This is a genomic window from Hymenobacter sp. IS2118, assembly GCF_000715495.1.
Lineage (GTDB): Bacteria > Bacteroidota > Bacteroidia > Cytophagales > Hymenobacteraceae > Hymenobacter.
In genome coordinates this window covers 1-25,623 of the sequence record NZ_JNLX01000130.1, presented here as the reverse complement: position 1 = coordinate 25,623, position 25,623 = coordinate 1, and the positions used below count along the sequence as shown (strand labels likewise).

General features: G+C 62.2%; 21 protein-coding genes. 1 reads left to right on the top strand and 20 read right to left on the bottom strand.

All coding sequences use genetic code 11. The features are described from left to right. The first annotated feature begins 104 nt into the window (after positions 1-104). A complete protein-coding gene (locus tag GM79_RS11700; protein ID WP_035564046.1) occupies positions 105-1,517 on the top strand; it encodes a mercuric reductase in 1,413 nt (470 codons plus the stop codon). Between the two features lie 278 nt (positions 1,518-1,795). On the opposite strand, the gene GM79_RS11695 is transcribed toward GM79_RS11700, so the two are convergent. The 20 genes from GM79_RS11695 to GM79_RS11600 form a co-directional block, all read right to left on the bottom strand. Then, positions 1,796-2,422, bottom strand: coding sequence for a hypothetical protein (locus tag GM79_RS11695; RefSeq protein ID WP_035564044.1), 627 nt, complete (start codon positions 2,420-2,422; stop codon positions 1,796-1,798). 162 nt (positions 2,423-2,584) lie between these two features. Beyond that, positions 2,585-2,995, bottom strand: a complete 411-nt coding sequence (locus GM79_RS11690) for a DUF6691 family protein (protein WP_035564042.1) — start codon at positions 2,993-2,995, stop codon at positions 2,585-2,587. 9 nt (positions 2,996-3,004) lie between these two features. Next, positions 3,005-3,565 carry a YeeE/YedE family protein gene (locus GM79_RS11685; RefSeq protein WP_035564040.1) on the bottom strand — a complete coding sequence of 187 codons (561 nt, stop codon included), beginning with the start codon at positions 3,563-3,565 and terminating at the stop codon, positions 3,005-3,007. A gap of 29 nt (positions 3,566-3,594) precedes the next feature. Further along, the gene (locus GM79_RS11680) at positions 3,595-3,936 is read right to left on the bottom strand and encodes a rhodanese-like domain-containing protein (protein ID WP_035564038.1); all 342 of its coding nucleotides are present in this window, start codon (positions 3,934-3,936) and stop codon (positions 3,595-3,597) included. 100 nt (positions 3,937-4,036) lie between these two features. Beyond that, positions 4,037-5,392: an MBL fold metallo-hydrolase gene (locus GM79_RS11675; protein ID WP_035564036.1), complete on the bottom strand. Its 1,356-nt coding sequence runs from the start codon at positions 5,390-5,392 to the stop codon at positions 4,037-4,039. Between the two features lie 123 nt (positions 5,393-5,515). Next, positions 5,516-6,334: a sulfite exporter TauE/SafE family protein gene (locus tag GM79_RS11670; RefSeq protein ID WP_035564034.1), complete on the bottom strand. Its 819-nt coding sequence runs from the start codon at positions 6,332-6,334 to the stop codon at positions 5,516-5,518. A gap of 60 nt (positions 6,335-6,394) precedes the next feature. Beyond that, the gene (locus tag GM79_RS11665) at positions 6,395-6,712 is read right to left on the bottom strand and encodes an ArsR/SmtB family transcription factor (protein ID WP_235184048.1); all 318 of its coding nucleotides are present in this window, start codon (positions 6,710-6,712) and stop codon (positions 6,395-6,397) included. Between the two features lie 208 nt (positions 6,713-6,920). After that, complete coding sequence (locus tag GM79_RS11660; protein WP_035564028.1) at positions 6,921-9,989, bottom strand: efflux RND transporter permease subunit; 3,069 nt, start codon at positions 9,987-9,989, stop codon at positions 6,921-6,923. A 100-nt stretch (positions 9,990-10,089) separates the two neighbouring features. Next, positions 10,090-11,265, bottom strand: coding sequence for an efflux RND transporter periplasmic adaptor subunit (locus GM79_RS11655; RefSeq protein WP_035564026.1), 1,176 nt, complete (start codon positions 11,263-11,265; stop codon positions 10,090-10,092). A 218-nt stretch (positions 11,266-11,483) separates the two neighbouring features. After that, positions 11,484-12,848 (bottom strand): TolC family protein, encoded by a 1,365-nt coding sequence (locus GM79_RS11650; RefSeq protein WP_051718813.1) that lies wholly within the window; start codon positions 12,846-12,848, stop codon positions 11,484-11,486. Between the two features lie 221 nt (positions 12,849-13,069). Continuing rightward, entirely contained in the window at positions 13,070-13,825 is a 756-nt protein-coding gene (locus GM79_RS11645; protein WP_051718812.1) for a phosphatase PAP2 family protein, read from the bottom strand. A 32-nt stretch (positions 13,826-13,857) separates the two neighbouring features. After that, positions 13,858-15,528: a glycosyltransferase family 39 protein gene (locus GM79_RS11640; protein ID WP_035564024.1), complete on the bottom strand. Its 1,671-nt coding sequence runs from the start codon at positions 15,526-15,528 to the stop codon at positions 13,858-13,860. A gap of 2 nt (positions 15,529-15,530) precedes the next feature. Beyond that, positions 15,531-16,529 carry a GDP-mannose 4,6-dehydratase gene (locus GM79_RS11635; protein ID WP_035564021.1) on the bottom strand — a complete coding sequence of 333 codons (999 nt, stop codon included), beginning with the start codon at positions 16,527-16,529 and terminating at the stop codon, positions 15,531-15,533. 49 nt (positions 16,530-16,578) lie between these two features. After that, on the bottom strand, positions 16,579-17,373 hold the full coding sequence (locus GM79_RS23030) for a phosphatase PAP2 family protein (RefSeq protein WP_051718811.1): 795 nt from the start codon (positions 17,371-17,373) through the stop codon (positions 16,579-16,581). 83 nt (positions 17,374-17,456) lie between these two features. Then, the gene (locus GM79_RS25450; RefSeq protein WP_035564018.1) at positions 17,457-18,716 is read right to left on the bottom strand and encodes a sensor histidine kinase; all 1,260 of its coding nucleotides are present in this window, start codon (positions 18,714-18,716) and stop codon (positions 17,457-17,459) included. Further along, entirely contained in the window at positions 18,713-19,390 is a 678-nt protein-coding gene (locus GM79_RS11620) for a response regulator transcription factor (RefSeq protein ID WP_035564016.1), read from the bottom strand. Before GM79_RS11620 ends, GM79_RS25450 begins: the two co-directional genes overlap by 4 nt. Positions 19,391-19,571: 181 nt before the next feature. Next, positions 19,572-20,273 carry a hypothetical protein gene (locus tag GM79_RS24925; protein WP_152559965.1) on the bottom strand — a complete coding sequence of 234 codons (702 nt, stop codon included), beginning with the start codon at positions 20,271-20,273 and terminating at the stop codon, positions 19,572-19,574. Between the two features lie 85 nt (positions 20,274-20,358). Then, positions 20,359-21,624, bottom strand: coding sequence for an NADP-dependent isocitrate dehydrogenase (gene icd, locus GM79_RS11610; protein WP_035564010.1), 1,266 nt, complete (start codon positions 21,622-21,624; stop codon positions 20,359-20,361). Between the two features lie 133 nt (positions 21,625-21,757). Further along, the gene (locus GM79_RS11605; protein ID WP_235184047.1) at positions 21,758-24,766 is read right to left on the bottom strand and encodes a M16 family metallopeptidase; all 3,009 of its coding nucleotides are present in this window, start codon (positions 24,764-24,766) and stop codon (positions 21,758-21,760) included. Between the two features lie 161 nt (positions 24,767-24,927). Further along, positions 24,928-25,623: IS5 family transposase (locus GM79_RS11600; protein ID WP_035561153.1), on the bottom strand; the 696-nt coding region annotated here is incomplete at its 5' end.

Sequence of the window (25,623 nt, the reverse complement as noted above, 5' to 3'; positions counted from 1 at the left end):
CGGTGGGGAGTCGCTTTTCTCCGCCGCGCCGTTTTTTTGGGATGGGCTTCGTTCCCTTGCCGCCCCTGTCCGTATGCCAAGCAGCTACACTCATTTTCTTACTTATGCCCGCAACTCCTTTCGACGCTATTATTATCGGTTCCGGCCAGGCCGGCAACCCCTTGGCCACTGCCCTGGCGGGTGCGGGCCGCAAGGTGGCCCTCATTGAGGAAAACCGCCTGGGCGGTTCCTGCATAAACTACGGCTGCTCGCCCACCAAGACGCTTATTGCCACCGCCGACCGCCTGCACCAGCTGCGCACCGCCGCCCAGGTAGCCGCCCCCGAAACCGCCAACGCCGCCGACCTGCGCGTGGACCTGGGCGCCGCCGTGGCCCGCAAAGACCGGGTGATTGCCGCCATGCGCGACGGTGTGCGGGCCAATCTCACCAAAAAGCAGCCCAACATCACCCTGTTTGAAGGCCATGCTGCCTTCATGGGGCCGCACGCCCTGCACGTGGCCCTGGCCACCGGCCGCAGCCAGGACCTCACGGCGCCGCTCATTTTCATCAACACCGGCACCCGCGCCGCCATCCCCGACGTGGCCGGCCTGGCCGATGTGGGCTACCTCAGCACTACGCAGCTACTCGATTTGAAGGAGCTGCCCGAGCACCTCATCATCCTGGGCGGGGGCTACATCGGCCTGGAATTCAGCCAGATGTTTCGGCGCTTCGGCAGCCGCGTTACCGTTGTGGAATCGGGCCCGCAGCTGCTGGAGCGCGAGGATGATGACGTGTGCCGCGGCCTGCAGGACGCCCTGGGCGCGGAGGGCGTGGAATTTGTGCTCAACGCCCGCGCCCACAGCGTGAGCCGCAGCCCCAGCGGCACCATCACCCTTTCGGCCACCACCCCCACCGGCGAGCGCCGCCTGCGCGGCTCCCACCTGCTGGTAGCCACGGGCCGCACGCCTAATTCCGACAAGCTGGGACTGGGATTTGCCGGCGTTAAAACCGATGAAAAAGGCTACATCCTGGTCAATAATAATCTGCTAACCAACGTGAAGGGCGTGTATGCGCTAGGCGACATTCACCCCGGCCCGCAGTTCACGCACCTGGCCTACGACGACTACCGCGTGGTGCGCGACGCGCTGCTGCACGGCCGGAAACGCTCGGCCCGCGAGCGACCCCTGCCCTATTGCGTGTTCACCGACCCGCCCATGGCCCGCATCGGCCTCGACGAAGGCCAGGCGCAAGAACAGAAACTGCCTTATCGGGTGGCTACCATGCCCGTGCGCACCATTGGCCGGGCCCAGCACACCAGCTACACCCAGGGTTTCTGGAAGGTACTGGTGGGCAAAGACGACCGGCTGCTGGGCGCCACCCTGCTCGGCCCCGAAGCCGGCGAAATCATGGCCGTTATCGAAGTGGCCATGGCCGGGCGGTTGACGTACCAGCAGCTTCAGGAGATGATTTTTGCCCACCCCACCTGGGCCGAGGGCCTGAACAACGTGTTTCGGGATTTGAAAAAGGGCGGGAAGTAGTTGGCTGATAGCGCTAGCATTGCGGTTTCGGCGTCTGGGTGTAGGGACGCGCCTTGGCGCGTTCGACGACTGGGCGGGCGGCCCCCCTGCCATCGGCTCTCAGACGCTGAACGCGCCAAGGCGCGTCCCTACGCTCGGCGTTGGCCTGCTCTATATTCCCGTAGACGCACCCCGAAACTGCGCTAATGCTTCGATTACCAAAAAAAGAGCAGCGCCGCCCGGTTGGGTAGCGCTGCTCTTTTGCATGTCTGGTTACGTGGCGCGGGCGGGGCGGCTGCCTACATTTTCGAGAGTTTTTCGAGGTCCATGTCTTCGGCTATCGATTTCAGCAGGGACATATCTTTCTGCTTATCGGCCGTGAGGTTGAGCAGGAATCGGCCATTGATGGCCAATGACATTTCGGCCCGGCCGTCCTTTTTATAGAAGGTTTCCATGCCGTTGACGCCGTCCATCTTCAGCGTGGTAGGGCCTAGAATCTTTTCGTCGTTTTCCTGTTCCAGACCCAGGCTGTACATAGCAGCCATGCCCTGGTACATTTCGTCGGCGCCGTTGTAGTCAACCAGCGACACTTTTACGGTGCTTTCGCCGGCAGTGTATTCCCGGTCGGCCATCGAGAAAGAAATCCCACTCATTTTCTGCGACTGGCCGCTGAGCTCGCCCGCCGTGTAGCCGCTCACCGTTGTGGGCAAGTACTGTTGCAGCTCTTTGTAGGGCAGCGAAAGCGTATCGCCGCGTTGCTCGCGCTCCGTGCGCTGGGTTTTGGCTTTGTCCATGGTTTCCTCTATGTTCTCGCCGGCCTTGCTCAGCTGCGAGATAGTCGAGTAGGATTCCTGGGCTTTTTGGGCTTGCTCGCAGCCCGTAACCAGCACCAGGGCGCTGGCTAGTATCATCAGTTGTTTGTTCATAGTCTCAGAAAGCGTGGTAAAAGAAGAGGAAGCCTAAAAGTAGAAAAATATTCTTTTATCATGTTATCTAGCTATTTTTATACAGCACCGCACCCGGCCGGGCCGGGGATTACTAGCCGGCCGGCTTCCGCTCGGCGGTTCAGCAATTCCCCGGCCCGGCGCTTAATGGGGCAGCTTTTCGCGCAGGGCGCTGTAGGTCCAGGTGCCGGCCAGGGCGGCCAGGATGAGCACGGCCGCCGCGCCCACGCCGCTGCCCAGCTGCGCAAACAGCGGGCCGGGGCAGGCCCCGGTGAGGGCCCAGCCCAGCCCGAAAATGAACCCGCCAATCCACACGCCGTGGTTGAATTTCTTGTCGGCGATGGCAATGGGCTCGCCATTCAGCGACTTCAGGTGGTTGCGCTTGATGAGCTGAATCGAAATCAGCCCCACCACCACGGCCGAGCCGATGACGCCGTACATGTGAAAGGACTGGAAACGGAACATTTCCTGAATCCGAAACCAGCTAATAACTTCGCTTTTGGTAAGAATAATGCCGAATAAGGTACCCAGCACCAGGTATTTAAAGTATTTCATAAGGCTGGCTTAAAATAGCAGCGGATAAATAACCCAGGTCATGACCAGGCCGCCGGCAAAGAAGCCGATAACCGCCACCAGCGACACCCATTGCAGGTTGGAAAGGCCCGAAATGGCGTGGCCCGACGTGCAGCCGCCCGCGTAGCGCGTGCCAAACCCCACCAGAAAGCCGCCCAGCACCAGAAATACCCAGCCCCTCCAGTTGGCCAGGTTGTCAAGGGCAAACAGCTCGCGCGGCAGTAGCCCGGAAAAGTCCGTCAGGTGCATCTGGGCCTTCAGGTCGCGCACCGTTTCGGCCGAGATGCCGATGGTTTCGGGGTGGCCCAGCACGCGGTAGCCGATGAAGCCGCCCAGCGCAATGCCAAGCACAAACACCAGATTCCAGATTTCGGCCCGCCAGTTATAAGTCAGAAACGGGATGCCGGCCGGCACGCAGGCCGCGCACACGTGCCGCAGCGAGCTACTGATACCCAGTGCTTTGTTGCCCACCAGCAGCAGCGCCGGCACCGTGAGACCAATGAGGGGACCGGCCACATACCAGGGCCAGGGCTTTTGCAATAATTCGAGCATGGAAACGGATTTCGGAATAATAAAGCAGGCTATTTGGTCGTCAGCGGCTCGGACCAGTCCAGCACGCCGCCCAGCATGTTGCTGACCTGCGCAAAGCCGGCCGCAGTGAGCTGCCCGGCGGCATTGGCCGAGCGCGCCCCGCTGCGGCAGTACACGTAGGTGGGCTGAGCGGGGTCCAGCCGGGCCACGCGGGCCCCGAAGTCGGGCCCGGTCACGTCGATGTTGACCGCGCCGGGCAGGTGGCCGGCCGCGAATTCGTCGGGCCGGCGCACGTCCAGCAGCACCGCGCCGGACTGGTGCAGGCCCTCGGCAAACTGCGCGGGCGTGAGGTTGTGGTAAGCGGGCGCGGAAGATTTAGAAAAACCGAACATGAGGAAGGGGTTTAGAGATGAAGGGGAGAAAAATTGACTGGCGTGCTTTATCTGGCATCCGCACAGCCGAAGCATGACTTTCTGGTTGTTGAATAGGGGTCTAATGCGCTGCCGAAGCAATCTGAAACGACTTCACGGCCTCGCCCAAATCCATCACCTGCGTGCCGGCCAGCGCATCGGCCAAAATGCTGCTGCCGGCCGCCGAGCGGTAGCCACCCGCGCAATGCACCACCACGGGCTTGTTGGTAGGAATTTCCTGGGCGCGCTCCCGCAGCTCGGGCAGCGGAATGCTGAGGGAGCCCGCAAAAATGGGCTCGTCGCGGTGCTCCACCGGGTTGCGGATGTCCACGATGGTGTAGCGCTCCGGGTGCTGGCGGAACTGCGCAACGTCCAGCGCAGGGATGGTGGCAGCGGTGGCCGGCGTGCCCACCAATGCGCCCTTAATCAGCGGCTCGTAGCCAATTTTGGCGGTTTTCTGAATCAGGTCTTCCAGCGTCGCCGCGTCGGCGGCCAACAGGTAGAACGGCTCTTCCGGGCCCACAATCGAACCCAGCCAGGTTTCAAATTTGCCGCCCTGCTGAATGTTGATGGCTCCGGCCACGTAGCCCTTTTTAAATTCGGTTTCGGGCCGCGAGTCGATGACCACGGCTCCGGCGGCCAGCGTGGCGCCGGCAGCTAAGCGCGGCACCTCTTGCACGCTGGGAGCGTAGGCGGGCGCGCCGGCCTTGTTCAGGGCCACGTCGTAGCCGAAGTATTTGGGAATGAAGGGCTGGTCGGCCAGCAGCTCTTCAATGAAATCCGCCTCGCTCATGGCGCGCAGCATAGGGTTGCCGGCTTTTTCGGCGCCGATGCTGCTGCTGTTGGCGCCGCTCGTGGCTTTGCCGCAGAGGCTGCCCGCGCCGTGGGCCGGGTACACCAGCACCGCGGCCGGCAGCGGCATCAGCTTCTCGCGCAGCGAATGGTAAAGCTGAGCCGCCAGCTCCTCGCGCTTCGCCTGAATATTGCCGGCTTTTTCGCGCAGGTCGGGCCGGCCCACATCGCCGATAAAGAGCGTGTCGCCGGTGAACACGGCCGCGTCCTGGCCCTCGTGCGCCAGCACAATGCTGATGGAATCGGGCGAGTGGCCGGGCGTATTCAGGGCCCGAAAGGTGAGCTTACCCACGGTAAACGAGTCGCCCTCATCAAACGCTTCGTGGGCATAATCGGCCCCCAACAGCTTGCTCACGCGGATAACGGCCCCGGTGGCCTGTGCAATTTCGAGATGCGCCGACACGAAATCGGCGTGCGGGTGGGTTTCGATGACGGCCACGATTTTGGCATCGTGCTGCTTGGCGTAATCGTAATACGGCTGCGGGTTGCGGGCCGGGTCAATGAGCACAATTTCGCGGGCGCACTCGCTCAGAATAGCGTAGGAGAAGTGGGACAGGCCCTTGTCATCAAACTGTTCGATTTTCATAAAAAAAAAAAAAAAACGGATGGAATAAGGGAGAAGGAATTGCTTCTAAATTGTCAGTTGCTGGTTGTCAGTTGTTCGATAAACAATTGACTAACAAACAGCAACTGATACCCCGTTGCCTACTTAGGCGTGGTGAAACAGCAGCTCTTTGGTGAGGATAAACGTGCCCATGGCCAGGGTGAACCAGCCAAAGGCGGGCTTGAGCCTGGCCCCCGGAATGAAGCGCGCCAGGTAGGTACCCAGCACGATGCCGCCCAGCGCAAAGGCCAAAAACCCCAGCAGAAACGACCACGCAATGGGCGTGCCCGCACTCAAATCGCCAGTAAAACCGATGAGGGAATTGAGGGAAATAATGGCCAGGGACGTACCCACGGCCAGTTTCATGGGCAGGCGCGCCCCCAGCACCAGCGCCGGAATGATGAGGAAGCCGCCCCCCGCCCCCACAAAGCCCGTGAGCGCCCCCACCACCAGCCCGATACCCAAAATGAGCGGATAGTTGAAGGAGTGCGCCGACGCTGGCTCGCCATCGGGAACTACCTCGCCTTGCTTGCTGCGAATCATGGATACGGCCGCGCCCACCATGAGCACGGCGAAGGCCACCAGCACCAGCAAATCTTTGGTGAACACGATGCCGCCCAAAGTGAACAGCTCATTCGGAATGGCTGGCATGAGCACCTTGCGCACCAGAAACACGGCCAGTAGCGAAGGAATGAGGAACACCACGGCCGTGCGCGGCGACACCAGCCCCTTGCGGAAGTAGCCCACGGCCCCCACCACCGACGTGCTGCCCACCACAAACAAGGAATACGCCGTGCTCAGCACCGGGCTCACCCCCATCAAATACACCAGTACCGGCACCGTGAGAATAGAGCCGCCGCCACCCATAATGCCCAGAGAAAGCCCAATAAAAATGGCCGCGAAGTATCCGAAGTGCAGTAGCATAACAAACGTATGAATTTATGATTGACTGTTCATGTGTAAGACCAAAAAAAGCCGCCATCGCTACAAAAACGTGCAGGCGGCCAGGCACTGAATCACATCCACTACTTCATGCATCTTCAGGGCGTAATAGATGTTTTTGCCTTCGCGGTGCGAGCTGAGAATACCCTTGAGCTTCATGCCCGAGAGGTGATGGGAAAGCAGCGACTGCTCTACGCGGAGCTTTTCGCTGATTTCCGTCACCGACAGGCTTTCCTGCTGGGCCAGCAGCTGCACGATGGCGATGCGCGTGGGGTGCGCCGTGGTTTTGAGAATGAACGCCACCTTTTCCATCTTCTCAGTGGTCAGGTTCAGGTCGGCGGCAGCGGCAGGCATTGTCATAGCGAATACAAACTTATGAACGGATGTTCATTTATACAACTATCAGGCCCCACTCGGTTCCCGGCCCCTCCCCTTTCTCCCCCTGCCGGGCCAACGAAAATGCGGCTACGGCTGCTTGAAAACTGCTTACGCGTGGCAGTGAAAAGAGCTTTTTCCGCAGCGGGCGCAGTGGTAAAAACGGTCGGAAGAAGATGCGCGCAAATCGAACTTAAGACGCTTTTTTGCGCCCGAAGGCCCAGTACAACGCCGGCATACCCAGCAGGTTGAGCACCGTGGACGTGACCACGCCGCCCAGAATCACCACCGACATCGGGTGCTCGATTTCCGAGCCCGGCTCGTTGCCGGCCAGAATGATGGGCAGCAACGCCAGCACCGAGGTTAGGGCCGTCATAATGATGGGTGAAACCCGTTCCAGCGAGCCGCGAATGATGAGTTCCTTGCTGAAGGGCATGCCCTCCTCGCGCTCCAGATGCTGGTAGTGGCTCACGAGCATGATGCTGTTGCGGGCCGCCACCCCAAGCACCGTGATAAAGCCCACGATGGAGCCCAGCGACAGCACCCCGCCTGTGAGAAACGCCGCCAACAGACAGCCCGACACAGCGAAAAACAAGCTCAGCAGGCCCAGGGTAGCCAGCCGCACGGTGCCGAAATCGGTGTAGAGCACCAGGAAGATGCCCACCAGCGAGAGCAGCACCAGCAGCGCCATGCGGTTCTGGGAGGCCTGCCGCTCGGCATACTCGCCCAGAATTTCGGGGTGGTAGCCGGCACTAAAAGCCACGCCGTCGACCTGCGCCTGCACGTCGCGGGCGACGGACCCCAGGTCGCGGCCGCGCACGTTCAGCGTCACGTCGATGCGGCGGGAGGAGGCTTCGCGGGTGATTTCGTTGGGGGTGGGCACGATGCGGACGTCGGCCACTTCTTTGAGCGGTACGGCCCCGCCGCCGGGCAGGCCGATGAGCAGCTCGCGCACGGCTCCGAAGTCGGAGCGCACGGCCGGCTGGCCCCACACGGCCACGTCAAAAATCTTCTGCTCCTGGTAGATTTCGCCCACCTTGCGGCCCTTCACCAGCGTGCTGATGGCCTGCAGCACGGTGCCGGGGCTGAGGCCAAACCGGGCCGCCGCCTCGGGCTTAATCTTCACCTGAATCTGCGGCACCAGGGTTTGCTGCTGTACTTTCAAGTCCACCACGCCCTCCACGCCTTCCAGCTTCGCGCCCACTTCCTTGGCCTTGGTGTAGAGTTGGTCGAGGTCGGGCCCGAAAATGCGGACCACGATGGTGGCCGAGGTGCCGGTGAGCACCTCCTTGATTCGCTCGCGCAAATACGTCAGTAGGTCGCGGTAGAGGCCGGGGTAGCCGTCGACCACGGTCTGGATTTTGGCCACTGTGGCCTCGTAGTCCACCTTGGGGTCCACGGAAATCCACAGCTCGGTGAAGTTCGGGCCCACCACTTCATCGGCCACCTCGGCCCGGCCGATGTGGGCGCCGAAGTTGCGCACGCCCGGAATGGCGCGCAGCTCCTTGCTGGCCCGGATGGTGATGCGCGACATGGCCTGCAGCGAGGTGCCGGGCTTCTCCACCCAGTGCATCAAAAAGTCGTATTCCTTGAAATTGGGCAGGAATTCCTGGCCGAAAAACGGCAGTGTAAGCATTGACACCACGGCAATGCCGGTCAGCGACCAGGCCACGCGCTTGGGCCGGGCCAGCAGGCCGGGCAGCAGCCGGGCGTAGTGCCGCTTGAGCCAAGCCACCACCGGCGCATCCTTGGATTCCTTTTCAGCCGCCTTGGGCAGCAGTAGGAGGGCCAGCGCGGGCGTGAGCGTGAGGGCCACGAATAGCGAGGCCAGAATGGCCAGCACGTAGGCAAAAGCCAGCGGCTGGAAAAACGCCCCCGACAAGCCCGGCAGCAGGAAAATGGGCAGCAGCACCAGCGCCACGATAACCGAGCCGTAAATCACGGCCGAGCGCACTTCCATCGAGGCTTCGTACACCACCGCAAACGACGTTTTGGGCGAGCCCGCTTCCTTGTTCAGCCGCAGCCGCCGCATGATGTTTTCCACGTCGATGATGGCATCGTCCACCACTTCGCCCAGGGCAATGATGAGGCCAGCCAGCACCATCGTGTCAATGGTTTTGCCGGAGTAGCGCAGCGCCAGCGCCGCCGCAATCAGCGACGTGGGCAGCGCCAGGGCGCTGATGAGGGCCGTGCGCCACTCGTAGAGGAAGAACAGCAGCACCAGCACCACGAGCACGCAGCCAATGAGCAGCGACTTGTTGAGGTTGCTCAGCGACATCTCGATAAAGGTCGCGGGGCGGAAGATGGTCGAGTCGATTTCCAGCCCTTTCAGGCCGGGGCGCATGGCGTTCAGGGCCGCTTCCACTTGGCGCGTCACCTCCAGGGTGTTGGCGCCGGGCTGCTTTTCCACGATGAGCAGCAGGCCGGGCACGTCGTTAATCACGGCGTCGCCGATGGGCGCGGGGAAGCCCTCCACCACCTGGGCCACCTCGCCCAACTTCAGGCTCACGCCGTTGCGGAAGGTCACGGGCATCTGCGCCAAATCGGCGGCGCTCTGGATGGCGGCGCTCTGCGATACGGCCAGGCGCTGGTTGGGCGAGTCAATGAAACCGCCGCCGGCCAGGGTAGTGGCATCGGCGGCGGCCTTTTCCACCTCAGCCAGCGTGAGACCTAGGGTGCGCAGCTGCTCGGGGTTCACCAGCACCTGCAGCTGCCGGTCGCGCTGGCCCCAGATGGCCACGTTGGCCACGCCGGGCACCGCCATCAGGCGCGGCCGGATGCTCCAGCGGGCCAGGGTGGTCATTTCCACCTGCGTGAGGCTGTCGGAAGTAATGCCGATTTTCAGCACCCGGCTCGTGGACGACAGCGGCGAGAGCATCACCGGGGGCCGGGCCACGCCGGGCAGCGTGGGCGCCACCCGCGCCAGCCGCTCCTGCACCGCCTGCCGGGCGTTATTAATGTCAATCCCCTGCGGAAAGTACAGCACCACCGACGAGAGGCCCAGCACCGATTTGGAGCGGATTTTCTTCACGTCGGGCGTGCCGTTCAGGGCGTTTTCCAGGGGCACGCTGATAAGAGCTTCCACCTCGGCCGTGCTCAGGCCGGGCGCTTCGGTTTGCACCTCCACATAAGGCGGCGCAAACTCCGGAAATACGTCCAGCGGCGTGTTGCGCACCACCTGCAGGCCCGCTACCAGCATCACCCCAAACAGGATGACGACCACCAGGCGCAGCCGCAATGCTGATTCAATTATCCACTTCATAAGTCAATGGGTGAATGGGTGAATGGGCGAATTGGTGGATGGGCAACCAACTCCGTTAGAGCATTCACCCATTCACCCAGTCGCTCATTCACCTATTGGATTAATGGCTCCCGCCAAACTCTGTTCCGAATAGCTCCGCCGCGCCGTCGGTTACGACTTCGGCCCCGGCTTTCACGCCCCGGGAAATGACGATTTGGTCGCCCACGGCCCGCTGCACTTCCACGCGCTGGCGGGTGTATTGCCGGGGTGCGGTGCGCACGTACACCCACTGCCCGCCCGTGGCGTCGTAGAGGAGTGCGGCGGCCGGAATAGTGAGGGCTTCCGTTGTGGCGGCGCCGGCAGTTGCCAGGTTGTTGCCGCCCAACGTCACGTCCACGGCCACCCGCTCGCCGGGGCGGAAAGCTTCGTCGGCGTTGTCGATTTCGTAGAACACATCGGCCGTGCCCGTGCCGGCGGTGGCCCCCAGCAAAGGCGCTTCCACTGGCCGGCCCTGGCGCGGGGCCCCGCCGTCGAGCGGGCGCACGGTTACCGCCTGGCCCTTGCCCAGGCGACGCAAATCGCCCACGAACAGCGGCACGCGCACCCATACCTTGTTGAGCGCGGCCAGCTCCACCAGCACCATGTTGGGCGTCACCACCGAGCCATCGGTGACGGTGACGCGCTGCACCACTCCGCTGAGGGGGGCTTTGATGGGCAGGGCCTGCCCTACACCGGCGTTGCCGTTGGCCGAGGCTTGGCGGGCGCGGGCATCGGCCAGGCCGCGTTGGGCCAGGGCCACGTCGGCGCGGGCATCGTCGCGGGCCCGCACGCTGCCGGCGCGGTCGGCCAGCAGGGCCTCAGCGCGACTCAGGCGGGCCTGGGCCACCTGCAACTGGGTGCGGGCCTGGGCCGTGCCCTGGTTGAGGGTGAGCAGGTCGCGCTCGGCGGGTAGCGGCACCAGGCTATACAGCGTCTGGCCCTGGCGCACGCGCTGGCCGGCCGTGATGCTGGCCCCGCCGCGCAAGGTGCCCTGCACGGGAGCCACAATGGTCACGGCCCGGCCCGGCACGGCCTGAATCTCGCCGCCCACTTCCCGCGTGGCCTGCACGTTGTCGGTTTTGATGGCCACGGTTTTAATGCCCAGCCGCTTCTCCGCGTCGGCGGTGATGGTCACGGTGGTCAGCTCCGATTCCTTCACCGGGTTTTCCACTTCGGAAGCGACAATGGCCTTGGGCTTCTCCTCTTTGCCGCAGGCGGCCAAACTGAGTATGCCGACCAGCGGGAGGAGGCGAGACAATGGTATGAGACTAGGAATGGACATAGTTGCGAAGTATTAGACTGTCATGCTGAGCTTGCCGAAGCATCTCTACCGCTTCGTTGGGGCCGTGAGCGCCTCACCCCCGACCCCTCTCCAAAAGAGAGGGGTGCCAGCCGAAGCGGTAGAGATGCTTCGACTGCGGCTGCGCCTTCGCTCAGCATGACGGGCTGTTTTGTGCTGGATTGTTAAGTCTTCAATTAGAAGCGGCCGCCCACGGCGTAGCGCAGCCGGGCCACGGCGCGGCGCTGGTCGGCGCGGGCGTCGGCGGCGCGCTGTTGAGCGTCGAGGAGTTGGCGGGTGGTTTCGGCCACTTGCACGTAGGGAAAGTCGCCGTTGATGAAGGCGTTGGTGGAGCGGCGCAGGGCATCGGTGAGGGTGGGTAGGTAGCTGTTTTCCCACAGCGCCACGCTCTGGGTAGCCTGCTCGAACTGGGCGTAGGCTTCGCGCACGTCGAGGTTCACGGTTTGGCGCAACGCCAGGTATTGCCACGAGGCCTGTTCCAGCTCGGCTTTCACCCGCGAGATGCGGCCCTGGTTGCGGTTGAAGATGGGCAGCCCGATGGCCGCGCCGGGGGCCAGGCTCACGGGCTTAGGGTCGTTGAGGCGGGCATTCAGCGAAAGCACAAACGAAAATACCCGGCTCCGTTCCCACTTCAGCCTCTTGCCGATGCCCTCGATACCGGTGCGGGCGGCCCACAAATCGGGCCGGGCAGCGTAGGCCGAATCGAGCAGCGTGCGCAGCGGCGGCACCGTAGTAGCCGAGGCGGGCGCGGCTGTAAACCGTAGCGAATCGGCATTCACCGAATCCAGGCCCAGGGTGGCGAGTAGGCGTAGGCGGGCCACCTGGGCGTCGCGGCGGGCGCGGTAGAAGTCGTCGACGGCGCGGAGCGAGTCGGCGCTGGGGGCCACGGTTTCCAACTCGCTGGCCTCGCCCACCCGGTAGCGGGCCCGCACGATGCGCGCCACCTCGGCCCGCATCACAATCCCCTCGCGGGCAATGCGCAGCCGCTCCTCGGCCAGGGTGATATCGGTGTAGGACACCTGGGCGTCGCGGCTCACCAGCAGGCCCCGGCTCACTAGGCTTTCGGCCACGCGCTGGGTTTCGAGCTGGGCGGCCCCCACCCGGCCGGGCCGCTGCCAGAGCAGGTCGGAGGCGAAGCTGAGGGCCAGAGAAACCGGCGAAGTACCGAAGGCCGTCACGCCGGAGAGGACGGGGTTGGCGAGCAGGCCGGCATCCTGCAAATCGGCCTGGGCCAGGGCGAGGGTGCTCAGGTCGGCCTGAAAGGCGGGGTTGCGGGTGAGGGCCAGGGTCACGGTTTCGTCTTCGCTCAGGCCGTCCTGCAGGTTGGGCAGCGCGGGGGCCGGGGCACTGGCAGTGCGGGCAGCGCCCAGCTCGTAGCCGCTGCGGGCCTTTAGGCGCTGGCTTACCTGGTCACGGTTGTACGTGGATTTGGTGCTCACGCAGCCGGCCAGCAGCAGGGGCAGCGCCAGTACCCAGATGCCCAGCCAGCGGAGTGGGGCGACTACAGAAATGGGGAATTGTTTCGGGGGGGTAACGGTCACGGCAACGGGTGTTGGTGCAACGAAAAAAGCGGAGATAGTGGCTGTTTCACGACCCGGTGAATAGGACAACAGATTCAGATGCCAGCCTCAAATCGTATTTAACACCTTTTTAATCTCAGACAAATAGAACTAAGCGCAGATATTGAGAAAGCACTAAGCAGCATATGCACAAGATTACGGGTGGTTTCTGAAGTAATTCTGTAGCCAACGCTGCGTTACGGCTAGCCGGGCCGGGCCAGCCAGTAGGTGCGCGCATCGCTCCACAGCCGGCGCAGGTCCAGCGCGGACTTATCGAAGAGCAGGTGCATACTTCCTACCCAGCCCACGGAGCCTACCCAGCCGGCCAGCACGTCGGAAGGGAAATGCACGCCCAGGTACACCCGCGACCAGCCCATGAGCAGCGCCCAGCCCGTGCCCAATATCACGGCCGGCCACCGCGCCCGGGTGGGCCAGAGCAGCATGCCCAAGGCCAGGGCTAGGGCTGCCGCGCCCATGGCGTGGCCACTGGGGAAGCTGTAGGAAGTTTCCGGGGCGATGGACACCCAGAGCGTGGGCCGGGCGCGGGCCAGCAGCAGCTTGGCAAACAGGTTCAGGGCCCCGGCCCCACCTACCGACAAGATGAAGAACAGCGCGGCCCGGCGCTGCCGGGCCAGCAGCAAACCCAGGAGCACGGCTGCTTCCACCAGGGGCGTCCAGAAGGTGCCGCCAGCCCGGGCCATCCACACCGCAATGGCGTCCTGATTGGGGCCGCCCAGCCGGTGAAGCAATTTCAGAATAGCCTGGTCCAGGGGAAGCCCGTCGCCCTCCCACACTTCCTGGCCCACTTTGATGAACACCAGCCACGGGCCGATGAATCCCAGCACTAAGCCTAACAGCAGCTTGCGGTGGTTGCGCCAGAGCAGCTGGAGGAAGCTCCAAAAGGAATTCAGCAGGGTCATGAGGGGAGTGGTAGAGGTAGTATTAAAGTCGTGGGACATCAGCAACAGCACTATTGAAATAGTGCTGTTATCTACCGCTCATAATATACCCGCCACCTGCCTACGTCCTTCCGTTGCGGCAGGCGCTGCAGCAGCCACTGGTGCTCGGGGTGCACCTCCCCTTTCACCAGCAGCACGGGGCGCAGCCGCAGCAGCGAGTCCAGGGCGGCGGGATGTGGACCACTAAGGTCCAGCCAAGTCGCGCGCCAGCGGGAATCGTGCTCAAACTGCGTTTCGCGCACCAGGTTATGGTTGCCAACGTACAGCGACACCGGCACCTGCCCCAGCGTGAAAGCCAGCGAGGGCAGCAACTGATTGTACACCAGCACGGGACGGCCCCGCAGACCGGCTTGCTCCAGGGCTGCCACTACGGGCTGGGTGCCGTTGAAGGTCAGCTCGTTGGCCTGAAGCAGCGGCTTAGCGGCCAGCAACAGGGCCACCGTGAACACCGTAGCACTCCCCAACATTCTTTTTTGCGGGGCCAGCCGGCGGGCGCCGGCCAGAACCAGCAGGGCCATTGCCCCCAGCACGGCCACCTCGGTTGTGCACAGTGGCACAACCAGATGCGTGAGGGCAGCCACCAAAGGCAGTACCGCGAGGCCCAGCAGCACCAGCACCCAAAAAGCAAGCAGCCCGGTACGCCAGCGGGCCAGCCCGGCCGCTGGCAACTGGTGCAGGTAGTAGGACGTGAGCAGCGCCATTCCCGGAAAAACCGGCAGCACGTACAGCAGCAGTTTCGACTGCGACAGGGAAAAGAACCCCACCGGCACCAGCACCCACCACAGCCAGAGGCCGCGCCACGGCGGCGGCAGGGCGTTCCAGCCCGTGCGCACCGCCCGCGTCAGCAGCAGGCCCGCCCACGGCAGGCTGGTGGCCGGCACCAGCACCAGGTAAAACCACCAGGGTTTGGCCCGCCCAAAGGCTTCGGCGCTGGTAAACCGCTCCACGGTATGCCCCACCAGAAAATAGTGCAGGAAGACCGGGTTTTCGGCCACCAGGTCTATGTACCAGCTCAGGCCCAGCCCGACAAACAGCACCAGCCCCACGGCATGGTGCCGGGTGAAAGGCCGTCGCGCCCGCTGGCCCCGAAAGTAAAAGCCAACTACCGCCATCAGCGGCAGCAGCAGCCCCACCGGGCCTTTGGTGAGAAACGCCAGCCCCAGCGCCAGCCAAAAAAAGTAGAGCCCGCCCCAGCCGCCCCGGTAGTAATGGTGCAGGATGCCGTAGGTCGCCACCAGCTCCCAAGTAGCCAGGTAGCTGTCGGTTGTGACGTTGAGGGCCGAAATCCAGACCACGGGAAACGTGCCGTACACGATGGCCGCGCCCAAAGCCCGGCTGGTGTTGTTCTCGAAAATTAGCCGGCCTATTCCGTACACCAGCACCACCTGCGCCAGCACGGCCAGCACCGGCAGCAGCCGCACGCCCGCCACCGAGGAGCCCGTGAAGGCCAGGCCCACCGCCGTGAGCCAGTAAGTGAGCGGGGGCTTGTGAAAATGGGAGATGCCCAACAGCCGCGGATGCAGCCAGTCGCCGGACGCCAGCATCTCCCGCCCAATTTCGGCGTAGCGGGCCTCGCTGCTTTCCAGTGGCCCCCAGCTGCCCAGCCCAACGCCCAGCGCCACCGCCAGCAGCAGCAGAAACACGAGCAACGCCCTTGGAAACTTGCTGCTTGGCATGAGCGCTTCCATGTCAACACCTTCCATAATCAGCGCGCCCGAAGTGGTACGGCAGCAGTTTGCGGTTCCGCATCGAGCCAGGCCGCGAACTGGCGCAGGCCTTCGGCCAGCGGCGTGCGGGGCGCGTAGCCCAGCAGGCGGTGGGCCTTGCTATTGTCGGCGTAGGTGGTGGCCACATCGCCGGGCTGCTCGGGCCCAAACGCCAGCTGCGGCACCACGCCCACGGCCGTGCCCACGGCCGCTATCAGGTCCAGCAGGGCCACGGGGTGGCTGTTGCCCAGGTTCACGGTTTCGTAGGTGCCGGGGTGCTGCAGCAGGTAGTGCAGGCCCCGCACAATGCCGTCCACCGTATCGGCCACAAACGTGTAGTCGCGCGAGGTGCTGCCGTCGCCGTAAACCGGAATGAGCTGCCTGGCCCGCAGCAGCCGGGCAAACTTGTGAATGGCCAGGTCGGGCCGCTGGCGAGGGCCGTACACGGTAAAAAACCGGGCATTAAGCACGCTCATCTGGTAGAGGTGATGGTAGGTATAGGTGAGGGCCTCGCCGGCCAGCTTGCTGGCCGCGTAGGGCGAAATGCCGCGCGCCAGCAGCGGCTCCTCCTCACTAAAGGGCGTGACCGGCGTGTTGCCGTACACCGAAGAGGAGGAGGCAAACAGCAGCGTCCGGATGGTCCGCTCGCGCATCCACTCCAGCAGATGCGTGGTGCCGAGCACGTTGTTTTCCAGATAAGCCGCCGGCTCCCGCACCGAGGGCCCCACGCCGGCTTTGGCAGCCAGGTGAATCACGGCATCGTAGGCCAGAACCGGCAGGGCGGCCGTGAGCGCTGCCGGCCCCTGGCGCAGGTCGGCTTCGTGGAAAGAAAACCGGGGGTGCTGGCGCAGGGCCGTTAGGTTCTGCTCTTTCAGCCGGCGGTCGTAGAACGGGTCGAAGTTGTCGAGGCCCACCACGCGCCAGCCATCGGCCAGCAGCCGCTCGCACAGGTGGGAGCCAATAAAGCCGGCGCTGCCGGTAACCAAACAGGTGTGCATCAAAAAAAGCAGCTGAAGTTTAAGGCCGGGCTGGATGACGAGCGCCAGCCTACAGCCGCACCACCGCCATGGCCCCGAAGGCCCCCTGCTGGTAGCTGGGCAGCACCAGCGCCCGGTTGCCAAGCACCTTGCGCAAGGGCTTCGTCACCCGCGGATAGAGCCAGTACGCCGCCTCCGTCGACAGAATACCCACGCCTGCTCCGGCCAGCACATCCGAGAGCCAGTGCACGTCTTTGGCCATGCGAATGCCCGCCGTAGCGGCCGCCACCGAGTAGCCGCCCACGCTGTACCAGGCGCTACGCCCGCCGTACTCCTTGTGCAGAAGCGTGGCGGAGGCAAAGGCCAGGCTGGTGTGCTGGCTGGGGAAGGAATGGTAGTCGGAGCCATCCGGCCGCTGCACCTGCGTAAGCTTTTTCAGGTTGCTGGTTGCCGCGTCGTTGAGGGTGAAGGCCAGCGCCGCCAGCAGCAGCTGGTCGACGGGCCGGTGACGGCCCCGCACGCCCGCCAGGCCCAGGCCCAGCGCCACCGCCCCCGGCAGGTAGCGCATCTGGTTGTCGAGCTGGGTGAGGGGCCGACCTACGTGCTCCCGGATTTCCTCGCGGGTTTCTTCGTCCGTTTCCAACAGGGCTACCTTATGCGTCGTCAGGGCCCCAGCCGTGAGCAGTAGCACCGGGGGCAGCAGCTGCCGTACCACGGGACGCTGCCAGAGACGTGGCGGCCCAGGGGCAGCCCGGACCTGGACCAGCGAATCCGGGGCGGAGGCGGGCAGTGGGGCCAGCTGCTGGGCGCGCAACGGCAGCCAGAGCAACAGACAAGCCAGTACCGCAAGCAGGTAGCGGAGCATAGATAAGGGGCTGAAGGAAGTGGTAAACCTATGGACCAATTCTGTAGACACTCTGTAGTAGTGACGCCAGTATTGGCGTTTGGCTAGTGCTTGAACACCACCCGCAGCGTGTGCAAGGCCTGCTCCGCGGCGTATTCGTAGCGTACCTCAAACCCATAGAATACCGCAATACCTTGCACGATGGACAACCCCAGACCGGGCGAATCGGAGGTGGCATTCTGCTTGCGAAACCGCTCGAAAAACTGCGCGGGGTTTTGGGTAGGCGCCAGCGGCGGCCCCGTGTTGGTGATGGCCAGCTCGGTGCCCGTGAGCATTACCCGCAGCAGGCCGCCGGGCTGATTGTGGCGAATGGCGTTGTGCAGCAGGTTACTCACCAGCGAATCGGCCAGGGCCGGGTGCAGCGGCAACGTCCCGGTGGCAGGCAGGCTCACCTCCAGCCGCAGCTGCTTGTCTTCGATAAACCCTTCGAGCTGGTCAAGCTTCTCGCGCAGCAGCGCCGCCAGCGACACCGGCACGGCCTGGGCAAACTGCTGGTTCTCAATCTTACTGAGCAGCGTCAGGCCCTGGTGCAGGCGGGCCAGGCGCTGCACGGCGGCGTAGAGGTCGGCCACGAGCGGGCCGGCTGGGGCCGGCAAATCCGGCAGCTGCAACAGCTGCTCCAGCTTGGCCTGCATGATGGCCAGTGGGGTGCGGGTTTCGTGGGCCGCGTTCTCAGTAAATTCCTTGAGCGAGGCGTAATCGGCAGCCACCCGCTCGCTGAGGCGGGTGAGGGTGAGGTTGAGCTGCGCGAATTCCTCGATGCGGGTGCCGGGCAGCTGCAGCACCTGGTGCTGGCGCACATCGTAGGTGCGCAGCTGCTGCAAGGTGCGCTCGAAAGGTGCCCACAGGCGGCGCGCCAGCCAACGGTTGAGCAGCACCATGCACCCCAGCAGCGCCCCCAGCACCCCCAGCAGCAGCCACATAATCAGCAACCGCACGTCTTCCGTTTCCAGCAGCGACTTGCTCAACGACACCCACTGAGGCCGACCGGCCAGCTGCAGCCGAAACGTGAGCTGCCGGTAGGGCTCCAGCTCGTTTTCCAGCGGTTCCAGCAGCAGCACGTCCCGCAGGCCTTCGGGCTGGGGCGTCGTGCTCAGCTGCATCCGGCCCTCAAAGGGCGTGCCCGGCAGCCGACCCGTGCGCTGCACTTCCCGCCGCAGGTAGTCGCGCTGCTGAAACAGCCGCTCCTCCGCCTCGCCCTGCAGCGCCCACAGCACCCCAAAGTACAACAGCCCGCTTCCGATGGTGAAGAGCAGCGCCGCCAGCAGCACGTGGTAGCGATTGGTAGCGGTCAGCAGCTTCATTCTGCGCTGAACTTATAGCCCACCCCATACACTGAGCGGATGTAGTCGCCGGCGCCCTTTTCCTGGAGCTTGCGGCGCAGGTTTTTGAGGTGGGTGTAGAGGAAATCAAACGAGTCGGCCGCGTCGGCAGCATCGCCCCACACGTGCTCGGCAATCGACTCTTTGGTGAGCACCCGGCCCGGATGTGTGAGCAGGTAGAGCAGCAAGTCGTATTCCTTGCGGGTGAGGGCCACCGCCTCGCCGTGCACCAGCACTTGGGCCTGGTCGGGAAGCACCGTCAGCTCCTGAAACAGCAGCTGGCGCTGCCCCTGAAACTGTCGCCGCCGGATAATAGCTTTCAGCCGGGCACTCAGCTCGGAGAGGTGGAAGGGCTTGGCCAGGTAGTCGTCGGCGCCCAGCTCCAGGCCCAGCACCTTGTCGTCGAGCGCCCCCCTGGCCGAGACGATGAGCACGCCGGCCGGCGAACTATCGGCCCGGAGCGTGCGCAGCAGGTCCAGGCCGTTGCCGTCGGGCAGGGTCAGGTCCAGCAACACGCAGTCGTATTGGTAGAGCTTGATTTTTTCGTGGGCCTGCGCATAGTTGGCCGCCGCTTCTACCACGTAGCCATCCTGACGCAGGTACTCGACCAGCGAGGTGCGCAGGGCCGGCTCGTCTTCAACAATCAGCAGCTTCACGGGAAAACAGAATTAGGAACGGCCGAAAGGTAGGCGGCAATTCTGAAGGCTTTCTGAGTGCAAGGTTTGGGGGGTGCGCGGCGGTCGGGTTGGGTTTTTGGCGTCGGCTCGCAAATACGAGCGTTCAAAATGCGTCTACAGATTATGCGGTATTGAACTTGAGCCAGTTCCGACCAAATAATTAACGAAGCAGAAAAGCTTCTAATTTATGGTCAGCAAATAATTTATCTGCCATATTATTGGAGCAGCCGATTTCAAGCCAATCATTGTATTCGGCCTGATAGAGACACCAAGAATGATTAGCTGCGAATGTATAGATTGGGAAAGCGTTATCACGATGCACAACTTCGGATAAATCAGCTGCAACTCCTTGTTCCAACCAGTCTTGGGGAAAGCCTTCCTCGTCAAAATGATAGTTTCCTTCGTCTACAGAACCGTGGAAATATGTTGCAGTTGTCGGGCCAGTAATCTGAATTAGACGCGCTACAAATGACTGTGTGAGCAACTCATTTACCCCAAGATTAGGAGGCCAAACCCCGTACGCAAGTCGAATAGCTTCCCCGCTCATTTTTTCATCGTAAATCAAGCCGAAAATCTTCGCCACTTCACGGTAGGTAATTGGTTGCAAACGCTCGGGCGTAGGTGCTCCAAGTCGTATGCCATGAGCGTCCCAGAACGCAGCCCGCTTATTTAAATCAGCTACTGTGCGACAGTCGGCAGCATAATCGGCTAAAGGAATTGCGGTGTCTATACCCAATGGCGGGAGCAATTTGATATAAGCTTCGTATCCCATTGGCAATGCTCCTGCCTTTGGTGAAGCAGTGTGGCTGTACGGCGGCAACCAAGTTAATTGGTCACAAATAGGAATAGCGTGAAGAGTCATTAATGATTTCAGATAAGCCAAAACCCCCGCGCCAGCCAAAGCCGACGCGGGGGTTTATATTGCTGCTTAGGCCGCGGCCAAGCTACTACATATTGTTCACAATTTCCTGGCCGAACTCACTGGTTTTGAGCAGCGTGGCACCTTCCATCTGGCGTTCGAAGTCGTAGGTCACGCGCTTGCTGGCGATGGCGGCTTCGAGGCCCTTGTTGATGAGGGCAGCGGCTTCTTTCCAGCCCATGTGCTCCAGCATCATCACGCCGGAGAGGATAACCGAGCCGGGGTTTACCTTGTCCTGGTTGGCGTATTTGGGCGCTGTGCCGTGGGTGGCTTCGAAAATGGCGTGGCCGGTGAGGTAGTTGATGTTGGCCCCCGGCGCGATGCCGATACCGCCCACGATGGCCGCCAGCGCATCGGAGATGTAGTCGCCGTTCAGGTTCAGCGTGGCCACTACCGAGTACTCGGCGGGGCGTAGCAGAATCTGCTGCAAAAAGGCATCGGCAATGCTGTCCTTGATAATGAGCTTGCCCTGGTCCACGGCCTGCTTCTGCAGGGCATCGGCCACGGCCACGCCCTGCTTGGCCACTATTTTGTCGTACTGCGCCCAGGTAAATACCTTGCTGCCGAATTCCTTCTCGGCCAGCTCGTAGCCCCAGGTTTTGAAGGCGCCTTCGGTGAACTTCATGATATTGCCCTTGTGCACGATGGTCACCGAGGGTTTCTTGTGCTGCAAGGCGTAGTTGATGGCCGCGCGCACCAAGCGCTCGGTGCCTTCCTTACTCACGGGCTTGATGCCGAAGGAGGACGAATCGGGGAAGCGGATTTTCTTCACGCCCATCTCATCCTGCAGGAATTCCAGCATTTTCTGGGCCTGCGGCGTACCGTTCATGTACTCGATGCCGGCGTAGATGTCCTCGGTGTTTTCGCGGAAGATGACCATGTCGGTCAGTTCCGGGTGGCGCACCGGCGAGGGCACGCCGTCGTAGTAGCGCACCGGGCGCACGCAGGCATACAGGTCCAGCTCCTGGCGCAGGGCCACGTTGAGGGAGCGGATGCCGCCGCCCACGGGCGTAGTAAGGGGGCCTTTGATGCCCACGAGGTATTCGCGGAAGGCGTCGAGGGTTTCGCTGGGCAGCCAGTTGTTGGTGGCTTTGTAGGCTTTCTCACCGGCCAGCACTTCCTTCCACATCAGCTGCTTTTTGCCGCCGTATGCTTTCTCAACGGCCGCATCAAATACCAGCTTGGAAGCCGCCCAGATGTCCGGCCCCGTGCCGTCACCCTCAATGAAGGGAATAGTAGGTTTATCCGGTACGTTCAGCTTGCCATTTTTAATGGTGATTTTTTGCTCTGCCATGTGAAATTTAGTTGTCCGTTAGTAGTTATCAGTTGTCAGGATTTTCAATTAAAGTAGCCGGCTATTGGGAGAAAAGTCTCTATCCATCGCCATCAGCCTAACAACTGACAACGAACAACCGACAACTAAGAAATTAGTACCCGAAAATCTCCTTCAGCGTGAGCTGCTGCACCTTGCCGTACTTGGCCAGCTCCTTGAAATTGAGCCGGTCCTTCGAGCCAATCACCAGAATGACCTGGTTTTGACCCTTAATCTTGGTGCTCTGAAATTTGCTTAGCTCGTCAAACGTCATGTTTTGGGTGCCGGCGTACACGTCGCGGCGCAGGTCGTAGTCGAGGCCGAGGCGGCGGGCACGCTCGTAGCTCAGCAGCACATCGCCCTTGGTGATGCGCTCGGTGCTGATGCTGTTGCGGATGGCATTTTTGGCAATTTCGAGGTTGGCGGCGGCCACGGGCATGTCGGTTAGCAGCGCTTCCATGCCGGCCATTGCCTCGGGCAGCTTGTCGCTCTGCGTGCCGATGTAGCTCATGTTGTAGTTGGAGCGACCGGCTTTGTCGGCGTTCGAGTAGCGGGAAGACGCCGAGTAGGCCAATGCCTTGCTCTCGCGCAAGTCCTGAAATACGATGCTGCCCATGCCGCCGCCGAAATACTCGTTGTAGAGCGCTACGGTCGGCACCATATCCTTGCTGTACACGTCGCCCTTGGTCAGGAACAGGATTTCGGCCTGCACCATGTTGTAGTCCACCCAATACACTTTTTTGTCTTTCAGCGGCTGCTCGGCGAAATCCTTTGCGGCCGGTACGGGCGTGAGGATGGCGGGTGTTTGGTGGTTGGCCTTCAGCACATCGACAATAGTTACTGTATCGCCTTTTCCAGGCCGCGGCCCATAATACAGCACCCGATGCTGGTACGTCGGCAGCTTCTTAATCAGCGCCGTGAGTTGCTCGGGCATGATGGCCTTCAACTCTTTCTCGGGAATGACGTTTGTGAAGGGGTTCTTTGGACCATACTTCACGTAGTTCACCATTGCCGCGTTCAGAATCACACCTTTTTCCAGCTTGGCATCCTGGCGCTGCTTGAGCACGCCGGCCACCATGTTTTTCAGGGCGGCAGCATCGGGCTTGGGCGCGTTCAGCAGCTGTTCAAACAGCTTCAGCGCGGGTTCCAGGTTGGTGTCGAGGCCGTTGAGGGTAACGAAAATGCGGTCGGCGCTGCTGCTCACGTTGAAGGAGCAGCCCAGCTTGTAGAACTCCTGCTGCAGCTGCGCGGCGCTGTAGCTGCCGGTGCCCAGGTATTGCAGGTAGTCCGAAGCGAGGCCCCAGCGCGGGTCGTTGTTCTTGCCCAGGTCGAAAACGTAAGACAGGTTGAACAGGCCGTTTTCGCTGTTTTTGGTGTAGTACAGCGGCAGGCCGGGCTTAATCTCCGTTTCCTGAATATCCTTCTTATAGTCCACGAACACCGGCTGCAGCTCCGTGCTCGGCATGGCGGTGAGCTGCTTGTAGAAGGTTGAGGCTACGTCGCGGTTGGCGGGCACGGGCGTGATGGCGGGCTTCACCACCTTCACCTTGTTGGGGTCGGTGCCGGTGCGCTTGAACACGCTCACGTAGTTCTCGCCGTAGTGGTCGTTGGCGAATTTCACCATTTCCTCTTTCGTGATGGCGGCGAAATCCTTCTCCTGCTGCAGGTAGTCCTTCCACTCGGCCCGCTGAATAAAGGCGTCGTACATGGCGCTGGCGCGGGCCTCGTTGCTCTCAAACGCCTTGGTGCGCTCCAGCTTGTCGTTGTTGATGATGGCCGGAATCAGCCAGTCGGGGAAGTTCCCGGCCTTCACTTTGGCCAATTCGCCGAGCAGCAGGCTTTTCACCTCACTCAGCTTCTGCCCCTCCCGCGGCGTGCCGTAGATGATGTGCGTGGAATAATCCGAGTTCATGTCTGTGAACGAGGCCGCTTCCAGCACTTTCTGCTGCTGGTTCAGGTCGAGGTCAATCAGACCGGCCTGGCCGTTGGTCAGGATTTTGTCCATCATTCGCAGCCGCACGCCGTCGCGGGTCGACTTACCGGGCAGGCGGAAGCCCAGCATCACGTTTTCCGACTGCGGACCCAATATTTCGCGGGTTATCGGCGCCATCAGCGGCTTCTCCACCGGCACCACGAAGGCGGGCGCGGCTTTAGCGGGCAACTCACCAAAGTACTTGTCGATAAGCCGAATTGTGGCGTCGTAATCCAGGTCACCGCTCAGGCAGAGCGCCACGTTGCCGGGCACGTAGTACTGGCCGAAATACTTCTTGATTTCCGTTATCGACGGGTTTTGCAAGTGGTCAATCGTGCCGATGGTCGTTTGCGTGCCGTAAGGGTGCGTGGGGTAGAGCGCGGCGTTCAGCGCCTCAAACTCCTTGTTAAAGTCGCTGTCCAGGCCCCGGTTTTTCTCCTCGTACACCGCTTCCAGCTCCGTGTGGAACAAGCGCGGCACCATCTCCTGCATGCGCTCCGCCTGAATGGCAGTCCACTTTTCCAGTTGGTTGCTTGGAATGTCTTCCTGATACACCGTTTCCTCGCTGGAGGTATGGGCGTTGGAGCCTTTGGCCCCGATGGCGCCCATCACCTTGTCGTACTCGTTGGGCACGGCGTAGGAGGCGGCCACACCCGAAATCGAGTCAATCTGGTGGTAGGTGCGCTTGCGGGCGGCCGGGTCGTTGCGCTGGCCGCGGTACGTTTCGTACAGCGCCTCAATCTTATCCAGCTCTACTTTTTCCTTGGCCCAGTCCTGCGTGCCCAGCTTGGACGTGCCCTTGAACACCATGTGCTCCAGGTAGTGGGCCAGGCCGGTGGCGGTGGCCGGGTCGTTCTTCGAGCCGGCACGCACAGCAACGTAGGTCTGAATGCGCGGGGCGTCCTTGTAATCTGAGAGGTAAACGGTCAGCCCGTTGTCCAGCTTGTAGATACGAACCTGCAACGGGTCGCCGGGCACCGTTTCGTAGCGGTATTCCTTCGGGGTAGCAGGCATGGCGGCGGGAGCAGTAGCCGCAGCCGAAGCAGTAGCGGCAGGCTTGCTGGATTGGCACTGAGTAGCAACACCAAGCACTGCCAGGGCCGGAAATAGCAGCAAAAAGTTGTTTTTCACGAAGGACGCGGAAGGATTCAAAAAACAAAGGTAGCTGGCTGATAGGGGAATAAAAAACGAACTTTCGCGCTATCTTGCCGGATTTTTCAAAACCCGGGGAAGGAATGAGAAATTTATCGGGCCATTCCCCAAACGATTGTGACGGCTTTGGGGCTTTGTTTCTTAATCCATAGACTAAGAGCCTATCCGAAAAATAGGAGGGAGTGTCGCCAGACGGTGTTTGCGCAAGCCAGGTGGAGGAGGGCTTCGTAGTTGGCGACTTTCTTTTCCCAGCGGATGAGCAGGCGGCGGAAACGGTGGAACCAGGCGTGGGTGCGCTCGACGACCCAGCGACGGGCGCGGTAGCCGGGGGTGCGGCATTTGTCGGCTTCCTCTCCCCGGCTCAGGATGTGCACCCGGTAGCCCCACTGGGCCAGTAGGCGCCGAATGGCCTCGGCGTCGTAGCCCTTGTCGGCGCAGAAACCGGGGGCGAAATCGCCTTCGGCCGGTGGGGGCAGCACGGGCATCGAATCGAGTACGGCCTGTACTTGCGTCACTTCGTGGACGTTGGCTCCGGTCACGGCCACGCCGACGGGCAAGCCCTGAGCCTCGGTCAGCACGTGGCGTTTGACGCCGCCCTTGCCCCGGTCCGTCGGGTTGGGGCCGACGGCCTCGCCGCCAAGCGGGGCCTTGGTCTGGCAGGCATCCAGACACTGCCAGTCCCAATCCAGGCGGCCTTCGGCCTGTAACTGCACCAAGCCGCTGGTCCAAAGCCGCTTAAAAACGCCAGCCTGGGCCCACTGCTGGAACCGGTCATGGACCGTGGAGGTTGCCCCCAAGCACCGCGGCAAGGCCTTCCACTGCATCCCCGTAACCAAAATATAGTAGATGGCAAAAAA